Genomic DNA, 14,944 nt, shown 5'->3' with positions numbered 1-14,944 from the left:
TTCGCTCAGGCTGCGAAGATGTCGCGACCCTCGGCCCGGCCGAACTGCAGGTAGTGCTCGAGCGGGTTCAGCCCGGCCTCGGCCACGTCCGCGTTGGCGGCGAGGTAGGCGTCGCCGTCGAAGGCCGCACTCGGAACCCGGTGCTCGGCGGCGCCGTGCGCGAGGTAATGCTCGAGCGGGTTCACACCGGCCTTGGCCACGTCCTGGTAGGTGGCGAGGTACCAGTCCGTGTCGAAGAACGCATTGGCGTCGCGGCCTTCCGTCCAGCCCGCTGACATGAAGTGCTGGGTGGGATCCACGCCCTCCTTCGCCACGTCGCCGTAGGTGGCGTAGTAGAAGGAGGCATCCACCAGGGCGTTCTGCGGGCCGGTGGTCTTCGGTGCCGCCTGGAACGCGTCCCGGCCCTCCGCTTCGCCGTGCCGGAGGAAGTGCTCCAGCGGGTTCATCCCGGCGGCCGCCACGTCAGCGTTGGCCTCGAGGTATGCATCGCCGTCGAAGGCGAAGGAGGCATCACGTCCCTCCTTCCAGCCCGTCGCCATGTAGTGCTCGAGAGCGTTCACCTCGGCCGCCAGCACGTCGGGGTTCTGGTTCAGGTAGAACGAAACGTCGAAATGGCTGTTCGGGTCGCGGCCCTCCTTGGCGCCCCATTCAAGGAAGTGCGCGAAGGGGTCTAGGACGGACGCGGCCACGTCGGGGTTGCTCGCCAAGTAGTGGGCGACGTCGAACAGGCCGTTGGCCGCCGACCACTCGTGCTTGACGGGCGCAATTGGTGTTCCGGGCTGCACGGGAGCTTCCGGATCAGCCGGGGGCTCGGGCTGCGTCGGCACCTCTGGTCCGGCAGGCGTGTCGGGGGTGGTGGGCACCTCGGGCTGGGTCGGCGTCTCGGGATTGGGTGGGCAGCCGCAGTCGGTTTCACCACCATCGGCATGGAAGGGCAGCGAGGTCTGCCTGGGGAAGCTGTCCCTGTAGTCCTCTGCGATCAGCTTGGTGCCAGCCGCCGTCCCGTCCGTGACCCACAGCTCCTTGCGGTTCAGCTCGTAGTCCGTCCCGATGAACAGCGTGCGCCCGTCAGGCATCTGCGTGTAGGTGACCAGGTCGGCGGGCGGGTTGTCCATGCTCGCGGCCTTGAGCAGGACCCTTTGCTCACCGTCGAACAGCCAGATGGAGGACGGCCCACGGCCCCCGCCTTCCGGCTCCATGTGGATGGCTTGCCCATCCCCGATCGGAATGAAGCTGGATCCAGGCGTTCCGCTCCAGTCGCCTTCGACGGCGAAGGTGCCTTCCGCAGTCCCGTCGGTCACCCACACCCTGCTGCTGTTCGACCCCATGGCCCCGTGCACGCTGACGAGCGTCCGGCCGTCGCCGAGATCCGTGTATGCCGAGGTGCCGACAAGATGGCCTTCGGGCACCTCGAACAGGCGGAACGTCCCGGTCTTCGTGCCGTCCGTGATCCAGATGGCACCTGCGATGGCGCCGTCCTTGCTCCCCGGCACGCTGACGATGACCTTGCCGTCAGCCGAGGGCGTCATGTCGGTGCCCGGAATCCTGCCGCGGACGTCATCCCACGGAACGTCAAGGATGCGAGTTCCGGCAGCCGTGCCGTCCGTCACCCAATACTCACCGCCGGTGCCGTCATACTTCATCTCGTTGTGGTAGACCGCCTTGCCGTCGCCTAAGGCGACCGCGGTCTCCACGTTGTTGTACGACAGACCATAGGTGAGGAGATGGGTGCCCTGCGCGGTGCCATCGGTCACCCATACGCCTGCCTTGTCGGAGTTCTCGCTCGCGACGAAGGTGACCCGCCCGTCGCCCAGCGGGACGAACCCCTTGAACGACGACCATTGGTGCGCCGGGAACAGGTCGGTCACCATGCGGGTGCCGTCTGCGGTCCCGTCTGTCACCCAGATGCTGTAGCCGTTGACACCGTCGTTGGCGACGAACAGGGCACGCTCGTCGTCGAGGCGCGTGAAGCTGTGTGGGTAGCCCGCGGGCGGCTGGCCAGCCGGAGGGTCGCCACTCGGGTGGATGTCCTTGAGCATGGACGTTCCCGCCTCGGTGCCGTCGGTCACCCACAGCTCGTCGCCATGCGTGCCGTCGTTGCCGATGGCGATCAGCCGCCCCGGGGCAAGCTCCATGATCGGGCTCAGCAGATGCTCGGAGATCAGGCGCCGCTCGCCGGTCTCGGCATCGCTCAGCCAAAGCCCTGGGCGGCCCGTCTCACCGACGGGACCGGAAGTTAAATACGTGCTCGACGTGACCATAAGCTATTCCACCCTTCTCGGTCCGCATAAGGATTGGCAGGCATCAAATACGTCCCAGGTCCCCGTCACCCGCCATCGCTAGGTCGGCTTTCCGAAAGCGAGCGCAGCGCCTCCCAGTGCAGGATCTGCTGCCGCCTAGTCCAGATCGGACACCTCAAAGGAGGTGTCCGATCTGGGTCGCCATTGGAGACAAATCAGCCCGCGAAGATGTCGCGCCCCTCGGCCCGGCCGAACTGCAGGTAGTGCTCGAGCGGGTTCATGCCAGCATTGGCGACATCCACGTTGGCGGCGAGGTAGGCGTCGCCGTCGAAGGCCGTGCTGGGAGCGCGGTGCTCGGCGGCGCCGTGCGCGAGGTAGTGCTCGAGCGGATTCATCCCGGCCTCGGCCACGTCTTGGTAGGTGGCGAGGTACCAATCCGTATCAAAGAATGCGTTGGCGTCGCGGCCCTCCTTCCAGCCGGAGGTCATGAAGTGCTGGGTGGCATCCAGACCCTCCTTCGCCACGTCGCCGTAGGTCGCGTAGTAGAAGGAGGCGTCCACCAGGGCGTTCTGTGGCCCGGTGGTCTTCGGTGCCGCCTGGAACGCGTCCCGGCCCTCGGCTTCGCCGTGCAGGAGGAAGTGTTCCAGCGGGTTCATCCCGGCCGACGCCACATCAGAATTGGCTTCGAGATAGGCTGCGCCGTCGAAGGAGAAGGAGGCGTCACGCCCCTCTTTCCAGCCTGCCGACATGTAGTGCTCGAGGGCGTTCACCCCGGCTGCCAGCACGTCGGGGTTCTGGTTCAGGTAGAACGACACGTCGAAGTGGCTGTTGGGATCGCGCCCCTCGGCCGCGCCGAACTGCATGAAGTGCGCCAGCGGGTCAGCTCCCGACGCCGCGACGTCGGCGTACTTTGACAGGTAGAACGCCTTGTCGAAAACCGACATCTCCGCCGCCCATTCATGTGTGGGCTGCGTCGGCGTCTCGGGCTGCGTCGGCGTCTCGGGGGTGCTTGGAACCTCCGGCGTCACAGGATTATCCGCGGACGCTCCAATGGGTGCGAAATTCCCCTTCCAAAGATCGAGGCCCGCCAAGTCAGGGGCAAGATGCGTGCCCTCGGCGGTCAGGTCCGTACGCCATGTCACCGTCTCGCTGGTCGCCGAGGACCGGGTCTCCAGCAGGTAGGTGCCATCAGGCAGCTTGGCGACGGCCGTCGGATACATCCCCAGTGCATCGTCCGGACCGATGAGGGTGTCCAAGCCACCATGACCAAGAAGCATGATCGCGCCGTTCATGCTGGACACGGCCTGACCGTCTCCCGCAGGCACCCATTTGCCGCCGCTCGGGAGCGCCGCCGTGCCCTCCTCGGTCCCGTCCGTGACGAAGACCTTGGGCACCCCGTCGACCGTCACCGCCAGCACCGACCTTCCATTCCCAAGGTCCTGCGTGTATCCGCCCCGCACCATGTCGGCCTGCATCAGGAGGCGGGTGCTGGTCCCGTCGGTGGTGTAGAACTGGAGGCCACCCGGAATGCTGGGTCCGGCCTCGCTCCAGCCACGCGGCGTCACCTTGATCAGAACGCTGCCTTCACCGACCGGGTGCAGGAAGTCGATGGAGACGGCACTGGGATCGGGTAGGCCGCCAATGGTCCGCGTGCCCTCGGCCGTGCCGTCCGTCACGGTGATCTGGCCGCCCCCGCTGTTGAGGAACATCCTCCCGTCTTCGAGCAAAACATTGTCGCCGAAGTACCGGGTCACAGCCTTGGTACCCTCGGGCGTTCCGTCACTCACCCAGAGCGTGGCGCCGATGTCCTCGCCCGGCGCCGGAACGTTGGTCGCGAAATAGAAGCGGCCATCGGCAAGCGGGTGGATCCCGCCGGTGAAAGCCGTGCTGTCTGCACCCGGCGCCAGGTCGAGCATCAGGCGGGTGCCCTCGCGGGTGCCATCGGTCACCCACAATTCGCTGCCGCTGCTGGAGTTGCTGGCAGTGAACACCACACGGCCGTCGGACAGGGTGGTGAGCCCGGCCGGGCGCTGCGAGCCGTCCGTGTCGTTGATGTCGTACAGGAGGACGGTGCCCTCGGCGGTGCCGTCGGTCACCCAGAGCTCATAGCCGTGCTCGGGATCCTGCGCCGTGAAAACCGCCCTGCCACCGGCCGACGGGGTCAGGCTCTTGATGTCCGATCCGTGAGCGCCCGGCCAGATGTCCTTCAGCACCCTGACAGATGCGCCGGAATGGTTCCCCAACCAGAGTTCAGAGCCGTTTTGGATATCGTTGCGGACAAACACGAAAGGGTGCATCGGTGAGGGTCTCACGGGCTTCTGAGACCCCTCCGGAGCGGAAGTCTCTTTGAGGCAGGCCTACCGGGGCCCCTGGACGCTCCGCGCACAGGCTGTGGTAAATTTAGTAAATATTTAGATTGATCCGTCAATTCGGGACCGTTTCACGTTTTCAACAGCGTAAGCTCTACTGTCCCTGATACGTGTTCTGAGGCCTTTTTGCCGCCTTGCCTGGATCGCTGAGTGTCCGGGTTGCTCTGCCGAAGCGACCCGTAGAGTTAATTGCCCCCAACGGGAGGCTCCCCAAAACTTTTTTGTTCGCTTTATGTTCTCTTTGGTTGATAGAGGGAGCCATGGCGATTCCAGGCAAGGCGGCATTGCTGAATGAACTGCGTGAGCAGGTGGCCCGTATCGAGGGCCATGGCGATGCACGTGCCCGCCCGACGTTGGCTTTCGGACTCCCGGTGCTGGATGACGGGCTGCCGCATGGCGGCCTCGCTCGCGGTGCCCTTCACGAGGTCGCGGGGGCTGGCGCCAACGTCGAGCACGCCTCGGCGGCCGCCCTGCTCGTGGCGGGCATCCTGGCCCGTGCCGGTGGGCCTGTGCTGTGGGCGTCCGAGCACTTCGACCTGTTCGCTCCTGCCCTGGCCGGGGTGGGGCTGCCAGGCTCGCGAGTCGTGCACGTGGAGGCAGGCCGCTCGGTGCTGCTGGCCATGGAGGAGGGCCTGCGCCATCGCGGTCTGGCCGGGGTGGTCGGGGAATACTCGGGTCGCCTCAGCCTGACGGCATCGCGGCGCCTGCAACTCGCGGCCGAGGCATCGGGCGCCATGGCTTTCCTGATCCGGCGCGGGCCCAAGCTGAACGACCTGCTGCTGTCCGAACCCACGGCCGCTGTCACCCGCTGGAAGGTTGCCTGCCTCCCCTCGCCACCCCCTCTACCCCACTCGCCCGAGACTCCAGGTCTGGGCCGGGCGCGGTGGCAACTCGACCTGATGCGGTGCCGCGGCGGTATGCCCGGCTCCTGGATACTGGAGGCCTGCGATGCGCAGGGTCATCTCGCTCTTCCTGCCGACTTGGCCCACCGACCGGCTGCGACGGCGCCAAGCCGCTTCCACAGGCGCGCGGCCGCCGACCGAGCCGCCGCTGCTTGAGGCGCCGCTGGTGACCCGCATGCACGACGGCAACCGGCAGGTCATCGCCGCCGCGAACCAAGCGGCGTTGGCGCTGGGCCTGCGCCCTGGTATGGCGCTGAGCCACGCGCAGGCGATGGTGCCCGGGCTGGAGGTGGCCGAGGCCGACCCGGAAGGCGATGCCGTGGCGCTCCGCGACCTGGCGGCTTGGTGCCTGCGCTGGTCACCGCTGACCTCTGCGGCGCCGCCGGACGGCCTCTGGATCGACGCCACCGGCTGCGCGCACCTGCATGGCGGCGAGGACAGCCTGCTGGGGGCCATCGTCACCCGCCTGGAGCGGGCGGGCATCGCCGCACATGCGGCCATTGCCGACACGCCCGGCGCCGCCTGGGCCATAGCCCGCTATAGCACCAAGCCCATCACGGTCATCGCACCCGGCGGGCAGGTGGATGCCCTGGCGCTGCTGCCGGTCGCCACCCTGCGGGTGGATTCTGGGACCGTTGCGGCGCTTCGGCGCCTCGGCATCGACCTCGTCGGCCAGTTGCTCTCCATGCCCCGTGGTCCGCTGGCCCGCCGGTTCGGCGGTGACCTCCTGCGGCGCCTGGACCAGGCGCTTGGCTGCGAGAGCAAGCCGATCACACCGGTGCTGCCGCCCGATGCCGCACAGCACGCCGCCGCCTTCCTGGAACCGCTGCTGACCGCAACGGCGCTGGCCATCGCGGTCGAGCGCCTCGTCGCGCCGGTCTGTGCCCAACTGGAGGCGGGCGGCCTGGGCGCCTGGCAGATGGACCTGCTCTTCGAGCGTGTGGACGACGCCGTGCAGGTCGTGCGGATCGGCACCTCACGGCCGTCCCGGGACGCGCACCACCTCGGGCGCCTGCTCAAGGAAAGGCTGGACACCGTCGAGCCAGGATTCGGCGTCTCCGCCATGCGCCTGGTGGTCACGCTCGCCGAGCCCATTCTGCCGACCCAGGTGCGCTCCTCCTTGCACGGGGACGACGAGCAAGGAGTCGACTTGGCGCCGCTGGTGGACCGGCTGGCCAGCCGCTTCGGCGAGAACCGCGTCTTCAGCGTGCTTCCGCGCGAGAGCGATGTGCCCGAGCGCGCCATCGCGGTCGGCTTCCCGATGGCGGCCGAGGCCGAGGCCATCTGGCCCAAGGATTTGCGGCGCCCGGTGCGGCTGCTGCACCCGCCGCAGCCGGTGGAGGCGCTATCGGCGCTGCCGGACCACCCGCCCGCCACCTTCACCTGGCGCCGCGTCCGCCATCGCGTGCGGCGCGCCGACGGCCCCGAGCGAATCGCGGGCGAGTGGTGGCGCCGCACCGGCGAGGTCGCCGCCGTGCGCGACTACTGGGCCGTGGAGGACGAGGACGGCAACCGCTTCTGGCTGTTCCGGCGCGGCGACGGCGCCGACCCGGCCACCGGCGACCTTTCCTGGTTTCTGCACGGCATCTTCTGACAAGGATTTCTGGCCATGGTCGACCAACCACCCCTCGCCCCCGCCTCGGCCGACGAGATCGCGGATTCCTTGTCCTACGCGCTGCGTTTCGACGGCCGGAAGCGCGTCCACCATGCCGATGAGGCGATGGCACGCATCACCGCCGAGCGCCTGGTGCGGCATCTGGAGCGCTGCGGCTACGTGCTGATGCGCAAGCCTGAGGCGGCGGCGCCGTCCACCACGCCGCACCACCGGCGGTGACGGCGCCCTACGCCGAGCTGCAGGTCACCACCAACTACTCCTTTCTGCGCGGCGCCAGCCACCCTCAGGAACTCTTTGCCCAGGCCGCCGCGCTGGGCGTGCCCGCCCTCGGCATCACTGACCGCAACAGCCTGGCGGGCATCGTCGCCTGCCACCGCTACGCCAGGGAAACCGGCGTGCGGCTGGTGGTGGGCTGCCGCCTCGGCCTGACGGACAGCCCGCCCGCCCTGGTCTACCCGACCGATCGCGAATCCTACGCCCGCCTCTGCCGCCTGCTGTCGCTCGGCAAGGCACGTGGCGGCGCCGGTCGCTGCGAGCTGGGGTGGCGGGATCTGGCCGCGCATGCCGAGGGACTCATCGCCATCCTTGTCCCAGGGGCTGCGGACAAAGATTTGCCGCCTGTCCTGCAGCGGCACCGCACCACCTTCGGTGACCGCGCCTATCTGGCGCTGACGCTGCTGCGGCGCCCGGGCGACGCGGTGCGACTGCGCTTGCTGGAGGACATGGCGCAGGCGGCAGGCGTGCGCAGCGTCGTCACCGGCGACGTGCTCTACCACCACCCGGACCGGCACATCCTGCAGGACGTCGTCACCTGCATCCGCGAGGGCTGCACGGTCGAGGCCGCCGGGTTTCGCCGCGAGCGCTCGGTCGACCGGCACCTGCGCGAGCCCAAGGAAATGGCGCGGCTGTTCCGCCGCCATCCCGAGGCACTGGCGCGCTCGCTGGAAATCCTGGAACGCTGCCGCTTTTCCTTGGACGAGCTGCGCTACCAGTACCCCGACGAGGTCGACGATCCTTCCATCACGCCGCAGCAGGCGCTGGAGGATCTGGTCCACGAGGCGGCACCGCGCCGCTATCCGGATGGCGTGCCGGACGACGTGGCGGCGCAGATCCGCCACGAGCTGCGCCTCATCAGCGGCCTCGGCTACGCGCCCTACTTCCTGACGGTTCATAGCATCGTCCGCCACGCCCGCAGCATCGGCATCCTGTGCCAGGGCCGCGGCAGCGCGGCCAACTCGGCGGTCTGCTACGTGCTGGGCATCACCTCCATCGACCCGGTCCGCTCCGGCCTCTTGTTCGAGCGCTTCATCTCGGCTGAGCGCCGGGAGCCGCCGGACATCGACGTCGACTTCGAGGGCGAGCGGCGTGAGGAGGTCATCCAGTGGATCTACGGCCGCTACGGCCGGGACCGGGCGGCGCTCTGCGCCACCGTGATGCGTTTCCGCGCCCGCGGCGCCGTGCGCGACGTCGGCAAGGTCGTGGGGCTGACCGAGGACGTCACCAGCGCCCTGTCCTCGCAGGTCTGGGGCTGGTCCGAGGAGGGCGTGCAGCCGGAGCACACCGCCGAGCTCAACCTCAACCTGGCCGACCGGCGCCTGCGGCTGACGCTGGAGCTGGCCCGCGAGCTCATCGGCTTTCCCCGCCAGCTCGGCACCCATCCCGGCGGTTTCGTGCTGACGCGGGACCGGCTGGACGACCTGGTGCCCATCGCCCCCGCCGCAATGGCCGGGCGGCAGGTCGTCGAGTGGGACAAGGATGACATCGACGAGCTCGGCTTCATGAAGGTCGATGTGCTCGGCCTGGGCATGCTGGGCTGCCTGCGCCGGGCCTTCGAGCTCATCGAGGAGCATCGCGGCCTCGGCCTCGACATGGCCTCGGTCCCAGCGGAGGACCCGGCGACCTACGCCATGATCCGGCGCGCCGACACGCTCGGCACCTTCCAGATCGAGAGCCGGGCGCAGATGGCCATGCTGCCCCGCATGAAGCCGACCACCTTCTACGACCTCGTCATCCAGGTCGCGATCGTCCGCCCCGGCCCGATCCAGGGCGACATGGTGCATCCCTACCTACGGCGCCGCGAGGGGCTGGAGCCGGTCAGCTACCCGAAGCCGGAGCTCAGGAGGGTTCTGGGCAAGACGCTCGGCGTGCCGCTGTTCCAGGAGCAGGCGATGCAGGTGGCGATCCACTGCGCCGGATTCACGGCGACCGAGGCCGACCAGTTGCGGCGGTCCATGGCCACCTTCAAGTTCACCGGCGGCGTGTCGGTGTTCCGGGACAAGCTGGTCAACGGCATGGTGGAGCGCGGCTACACCCCAGAGTTCGCCGAGCGGACCTTCGGGCAGCTGGAGGGCTTCGGCTCCTACGGTTTCCCAGAGAGCCATGCCGCCTCCTTTGCGCTGATCGCCTATGCCAGCGCCTGGGTGAAGTGCCACCACCCGGAGGTGTTCTGCGCCGCCCTGCTGAACAGCCAGCCCATGGGCTTCTACGCGCCCGCCCAGGTGGTGCGAGACGCGCGGGAGCACGGCGTTGAGGTCCGCCCGGTCTGCGTCAACGCCTCGCGCTGGGACTGCACGCTGGAGGCTGGCCGCAGTTCACGGCTGGCGGTGCGGCTCGGCCTGCGGATGGTGAAGCGCCTGAACAACGCCGATGCCGCCCGGCTGGTCGCCCACCGCGGCGCCGAGCCCTACCGCGGCATCGAGGAGGTCTGGCGCCGCGCGGGCACGCCGCCTGCCGCGCTGGAGCGGCTGGCGGAGGCGGACGGCTTCGGCGGCCTGGGCCTGGACCGGCGCCGGGCGCTGTGGGAGGTGCGCGGGCTGGCCGACGCGGCCCTGCCCCTGTTCGCGGCGGCCGACCGGGGCAGCATGCCGGAACCCGAGATCGTCGAGGCGCCGGTCAGTCTGGCCGCCATGCGCGAGGGGCAGCAGGTGGTGGAGGATTACCGCAGCACCGGCCTCAGCCTGCGGCGGCATCCTCTCGCCTTCCTGCGGCGGGACCTCGCGGCCATGGGCATGGTGACCTGCGGCGACCTGGCCACGACCCGCGACTATAAGCGCATCCAGCTCGCGGGCATGGTGCTGGTCAGGCAGAAGCCGGGCTCGGCCAAGGGCGTCATGTTCATCACCGTCGAGGACGAGACCGGCGTCGCCAACCTGATCGTCTGGCCGTCGCTGTTCGAGGAACGGCGCCGCGTGATCCTGACGGCGGGCATGATGGGCATCCGCGGCCGGGTGCAGCGCGAGGGCGAGGTCATCCACGTCATCGTCAAGGAGGTGGAGGACCTCACCGGCATGCTTCAGGGCGTCGCGCAGCGGGAGGGCGGCCAGGGCGATGCGCCGGACCCGGCTGTGCACCGGGTGCGGGACATCTACATCCCGGACCTGCGGCTGGGGTCAGGAATCAAGGTGCCGACGCGGGATTTCAGGTAGAAAGAGCTTCCTCTTCGCCGTCACAGACGTCGCAAACACCTGTTTCTGGCCCGTTCAATCGAGGCGGCGACCTAGTCAAGAAGAAGAGAAATCCCTATGGCAGCGCGAACGCGCGCTCGGGTAGCCTCAAAGGGCTCGTTGGGCGGCAAAGGCCCAAGATATGGAAGTGCCTGCTCATACTGAGCGCGTGCAGCGACACGCGACACCGAACGACCAGCCTCAAGTCGCGCTGCCAAGGCCTCCGGAGAGTCGCATCCTTCTCGTATAACGCTGCCCAACGTGGCGAGCACCGCAGGAATTTCAGGATCTAGGCCCGGAGAGGTTGCCGCAAACCGTGCAAGTAGAAGTCTGGCTGGTAAGCCAGCAACAAAAGCAAGATCTGGGGCTACCCGCGTAGCGAAATGGCGGGCGGTAACGCAGTAATTCAAGCTTGTGGTTTTTCCCTCCACGGCGGCTTCAATGGAACAAAGTGGTGCGCCAGACATCCAGATTGGGAGGATTTTTTCAATCAAGTCCAACGCCTGCAGCGCACGATCATGATCGGTCTCCAACTCCTTGTAGGCGTCGCCGAACAATCCCTCCAAGCTCTCGGGGCGAACTAAATCCATCAAACGTAGTGGGAGCTGCCGCATCCACGCGAACAACTCCGCCATGGCCTGTTTAGCGTTCCCGGCAAACGCGCTACTATCAACGAGAGCAAGAAGGCTCTGTAGGAGCTCGATCGACAACCCTGTAGAGGCGGCCACCAAGCCCAGCCAGTGAACATCAGTAGCCGCGGCTGCTGGCCGCGCCTCGAGGGCTGACGCAACTCGCGAGAGAATCCATTCAGGATCGCCTGACTTTGCCTTAGCATAAGCGGCGAAGGATCGCTTCAGCATGGCTTCAGCAGGATCAGGCCCGCCATCCGCCCTCGCGACCGGAAGTCGCCCTAGCAGATACGCCGCGAGGCCTGTCCGAGTGATCCCATCGTGGATATCGTCGAGCACCGCCACCATTGGATCTTCGATAACCAAGCACTGGTCCGACTGCTGAAAAATGGCGCGGAGATCCATCCAATCCTGGCTTATGAGTGACTTTGCCTGATCAAAGCCAATGACATGACTGGGCACGAGGAGAACGAAACCTTGGGAACCTTCTCCTGCACGGCCCGCACGGCCAGCCGCGTTCAGCAGTTCATGCGCTTCAAGCTGCTTCAGCTTGTCAGACTGCGGATCAAAACGGCTGTCGCCACAAATGATCACCACCTCACTCGGTAGGTTCATGCCCTGCGCAAGTGTCGACGTTGCGAATAGCGCGTGGATCCCATCCTTCCGCCGAAAAATGCTTTCGTGAAGTTCACGCTCCTTCGCGAGTAGCAGTGCATGGTGACTGGCGGCGCCAGCACTGACTTTTCCCGTGTCATCAACAGCAAGGTAGCAGTGCTCTGGTCCGCCCATCTCTTCGACGACAAGCGCACGCAAAGCTGCCTCCTCATCGGTGAGAGCAACCTCCCGAGGGGCGAGGTGCTTTGCGAAATCCCTAACGCATTTGGCGGATGCAACCGTATTCTGAACGAAAACAAGAGTCTTCATGCCAGCACCGACCGAGTTTGCCGCTATGGCTGTACTAACCTCATTTCCATTCGGGGTCAGATACCATCTGGAGCCTGTGCTAGTACCCAAAAGCGTCGGGGTATCGAGTAGAAGTCGCAGAGCGTAGTCTCGGCGGTCGGTCGAATTCCAGGTCTGCCGCAGACCGAAGAACCCGAAAGGTGCCGCCGAAAGACTGCGCTTCACTCCAGCGGGAACAGATTTCTGAGATGGCTTCGCAATCCGCGCTACACGCAACTGCTCATTCAGCTTCCTTAGCTGTTCCATGTCGTAGACGACACAACCTCGTGCTTGCCGCGTCGGCTTCCAGGCCAAGTCTAGAGACAAGCAGTCGCGGCCAGTCAGGGTCTTGAGCCAACCAGCGAGCTCCGCAGTATTCTTCATCATCGCTGACAGCAGCAGCAAATCTGCCTCTGGCGCAGCTTGGGTTAGGTTGAGGAGACACAGCATACTGTCCAGCCCGCGTCGGCTCCTGTCGTCGGGGCGTGCGTGGATCAGGTGACATTCGTCGAAAACGATGAGACCGAGACCTGCGAATGCTTCTGGCTGGATGGCCAGCAACATCAAGCAGCGTTCCGGTGTCGTCACGATGATTTCAGGAAATTCTATCTCCAGCGAAAGAGCTATCTCGTCGTCAACATCACCAATCACGGACGCATCGTTGAAGGTCTTCTGAAGTGCCTTCGCGGTCTGCGCCACCAGCGCGTGTGTAGGAGCAAGGAAGACGACTTGTTGTCCCCGCAGGAGAGCCGTAGCAATTTTAAGCTCCGAAAGCGTTGACTTCCCAGCCCCCGTTGGAAAGCTGATCGCGGCGGATTGCCCTGGCTCCAGAAGGCCTTGCCCAATGGCCATTCTATGATTCCGCCACAGAAACGGACGAGACCTGACCATACGCTTCAAAATCCCGACCCAGCCCTCGACGCCAACTCCTGACGGCGCGGGCAAATGAGCGAGGGCCGCTGTGCCAATATCCCTCTCGGCAGCGATCAACAGATTAGCGAGATGTAACGGACCGGAGAATACGCTGTAGGCTGCACGGCCGTCACCAAAAGGATCAGCGAGTTCGTCGATGCACAACGCTTTAACACGCAGGAATATTTGCCGCGCGGCAACTCCTTCATCGGCCAAAGCGGTGTTGCGTAGCTGGCGAGCTAAGGCGCGCACGCCGCGCAGCAGGAGATTGAGGAGGCTCTCCAATGCGCGATCTTCAGAAGCCGTAGCGGTAAGGTCCGGAAGAGAATCGGATATAATCTCAGCCAATCGGCCTTCTGACAGCTTCCTCAGTGCGGTTAACAAGGCCCTTTCAGTTGATCCGACAGCGAGGTCATCGACTACAATTCGCTTGGCAGCCTCCGCCGCGTCTGGATAAGCTTCGGCGACAAGGAACAATAGTGCTGCGCTAATTTCCGAACTTATGCTTGTGGCGTTGATCCGAGTTGCGGGCTGCACGCCTACCCGAGCGAGCCGACGAGCTTGATGCGCGGACGCCGCGACAAAGGCCGCAGCAGCTCGATTGTCCCGATCCGGCATAAGGGCGACGTGGATTTCATGGGTAGCAGCCAACCGGGTCAGCAGCGTCAGGGTATCCGCAATCTCAGTACCTTCGGGATCAGGCACCCCAGACCGCAGGCGGATTCGAGCGGCGACAACCGTGGCGAAGGCATCAGTTAGAACTTGCGGTAAAGCCGCTAGATCAAGACCCTCTAGCGGTGGAGCCCGCTGGATCAGCTCGACCGTCTCCGGATCAAACATTGTCAGGCAGGCCGTTAATCTTGGTGATCACTAGGTTTGCAAAGGCCTGCATCCAAGGCCGTAGGTCAGACACATGCATTGTCTCTGCAAGACGCCGACTGGTGTCGCCAGGAGCGTGGCTGTCGAAGTCTTTGAACAAGGCCATCCGCAGCTTGGCGTTGGCGTGCGACTTGTCTACGGTGATTGCAACACGGTAGCGCCTCGCTTCCTTCCACGCGATTTCCTGCACCGCAGCATCGACGTCTAAATCTGGGAAGGACTTCAACTGAGTTTCTAGAAGAGCACTGACCTCCTGGCTCAGCTCGTTGCTGCGCTCGCCCTGTTCAAGGCGCACGATGCCCGGCCATACATCATCGCGGATGGTGTCTCGTGGATTGTCAGTTGCTTTATCCTCGAAGACGACTACCGCAGTGACCGCACCAGTATCGCTGAACTCCAATTTCAGCCCATCGAAGCCCTTATGTGCTTTGATTAGGTGGGGGGCTCGGATCGCGACGCTTCCGTCGCTGTGAGCGGCAATCCAGGAGATCGCCTGAAAGACCCACCCGTCGCGATGCCAGGGCTTTTCTTCAGGTTTGAGCGAGAGAAGGGCAACGGCGTCCTTCTTCGCCGCTTGGATGACGTTGGCGGCTGACGCGCCCGCACCAAGCAAGATCCTGGCGACATGACGATATTGACCTACGGCGATCCGCGCAATCTGCTCGGCTAAGACGTCCTGGTCGACCACAGTCCACTCAGAGCCTTCACAGAGGTCGGGTGCCTCCACCCTTTGAAGCGTCAGTGTCACTCGGTAACCATCCTGCTTGAACACGCCGCTGGCGGAGCAGGCGCCCGATCTCTATCACGGGGCGAAAGCTATAAAACGCATCTGGAATCGTTTCAATTACCAATGATTATAGGCTTTGAGGCGATAGGAACCTTCCTAACTGCCTGTTTGAGAATGCTGGTGGTGAGGTGTTTGGGCGTCCCTGCGTGGCCAGATGGGCTGGATGTGGACCAAGGAACACCGTGCCCGGCAGGCAGCGTTTGAGCGGCGGCGCTACCCGACAGAT

8 protein-coding genes are annotated in these 14,944 nt (G+C 65.5%); 4 read left to right on the top strand and 4 right to left on the bottom strand.

Going from position 1 to position 14,944, the window contains the following annotated elements; genetic code table 11:
* Positions 1-5 precede the first annotated feature (5 nt).
* Both CR165_RS23160 and CR165_RS23155 read right to left on the bottom strand, forming a co-directional pair.
* On the bottom strand, positions 6-2,261 hold the full coding sequence (locus CR165_RS23160) for a hypothetical protein (RefSeq protein WP_109519270.1): 2,256 nt from the start codon (positions 2,259-2,261) through the stop codon (positions 6-8).
* A 194-nt stretch (positions 2,262-2,455) separates the two neighbouring features.
* Complete coding sequence (locus CR165_RS23155) at positions 2,456-4,537, bottom strand: hypothetical protein (protein ID WP_109519269.1); 2,082 nt, start codon at positions 4,535-4,537, stop codon at positions 2,456-2,458.
* Positions 4,538-4,869: 332 nt separating this feature from the next.
* On the opposite strand from CR165_RS23155, the gene CR165_RS23150 reads away from it, so the two are divergent.
* Genes CR165_RS23150 through CR165_RS23135 form a run of 4 tightly spaced genes read left to right on the top strand, consistent with a single transcriptional unit; the run spans position 4,870 to position 10,551 of the window.
* On the top strand, positions 4,870-5,667 hold the full coding sequence (locus CR165_RS23150) for an ImuA family protein (RefSeq protein WP_109519268.1): 798 nt from the start codon (positions 4,870-4,872) through the stop codon (positions 5,665-5,667).
* A 19-nt stretch (positions 5,668-5,686) separates the two neighbouring features.
* A complete protein-coding gene (locus tag CR165_RS23145; protein WP_245906713.1) occupies positions 5,687-7,105 on the top strand; it encodes a Y-family DNA polymerase in 1,419 nt (472 codons plus the stop codon).
* Between the two features lie 15 nt (positions 7,106-7,120).
* Positions 7,121-7,345 carry a hypothetical protein gene (locus tag CR165_RS23140; RefSeq protein WP_109519266.1) on the top strand — a complete coding sequence of 75 codons (225 nt, stop codon included), beginning with the start codon at positions 7,121-7,123 and terminating at the stop codon, positions 7,343-7,345.
* Entirely contained in the window at positions 7,342-10,551 is a 3,210-nt protein-coding gene (locus CR165_RS23135; RefSeq protein WP_109519265.1) for an error-prone DNA polymerase, read from the top strand. The genes CR165_RS23140 and CR165_RS23135 overlap by 4 nt, the downstream gene beginning before the upstream one ends.
* 71 nt (positions 10,552-10,622) lie before the next feature.
* Here the strand turns inward: CR165_RS23135 and CR165_RS23130 are convergent, their stop codons facing one another.
* Positions 10,623-13,757, bottom strand: coding sequence for a DEAD/DEAH box helicase (locus CR165_RS23130; RefSeq protein ID WP_219929843.1), 3,135 nt, complete (start codon positions 13,755-13,757; stop codon positions 10,623-10,625).
* A gap of 127 nt (positions 13,758-13,884) precedes the next feature.
* Positions 13,885-14,679, bottom strand: coding sequence for a hypothetical protein (locus CR165_RS23125; protein ID WP_109519263.1), 795 nt, complete (start codon positions 14,677-14,679; stop codon positions 13,885-13,887).
* Positions 14,680-14,944 lie beyond the last annotated feature (265 nt).

The organism is Teichococcus aestuarii, assembly GCF_003116135.1.
GTDB lineage: Bacteria > Pseudomonadota > Alphaproteobacteria > Acetobacterales > Acetobacteraceae > Pseudoroseomonas > Pseudoroseomonas aestuarii.
Note: the sequence above shows the minus strand (reverse complement) of the source record. Positions and strands in the feature narration are given on the sequence as shown.

Bases quoted from the DNA above. Each gene is read 5' to 3' on its own strand.
- CR165_RS23160 (WP_109519270.1), bottom strand. From the start codon at position 2,261: ATGGTCACGTCGAGCACGTATTTAACTTCCGGTCCCGTCGGTGAGACG.
- CR165_RS23145 (WP_245906713.1), top strand. From the start codon at position 5,687: ATGCACGACGGCAACCGGCAGGTCATCGCCGCCGCGAACCAAGCGGCG.
- CR165_RS23155 (WP_109519269.1), bottom strand. From the start codon at position 4,537: ATGCACCCTTTCGTGTTTGTCCGCAACGATATCCAAAACGGCTCTGAA.
- CR165_RS23140 (WP_109519266.1), top strand. From the start codon at position 7,121: ATGGTCGACCAACCACCCCTCGCCCCCGCCTCGGCCGACGAGATCGCG.
- CR165_RS23150 (WP_109519268.1), top strand. From the start codon at position 4,870: ATGGCGATTCCAGGCAAGGCGGCATTGCTGAATGAACTGCGTGAGCAG.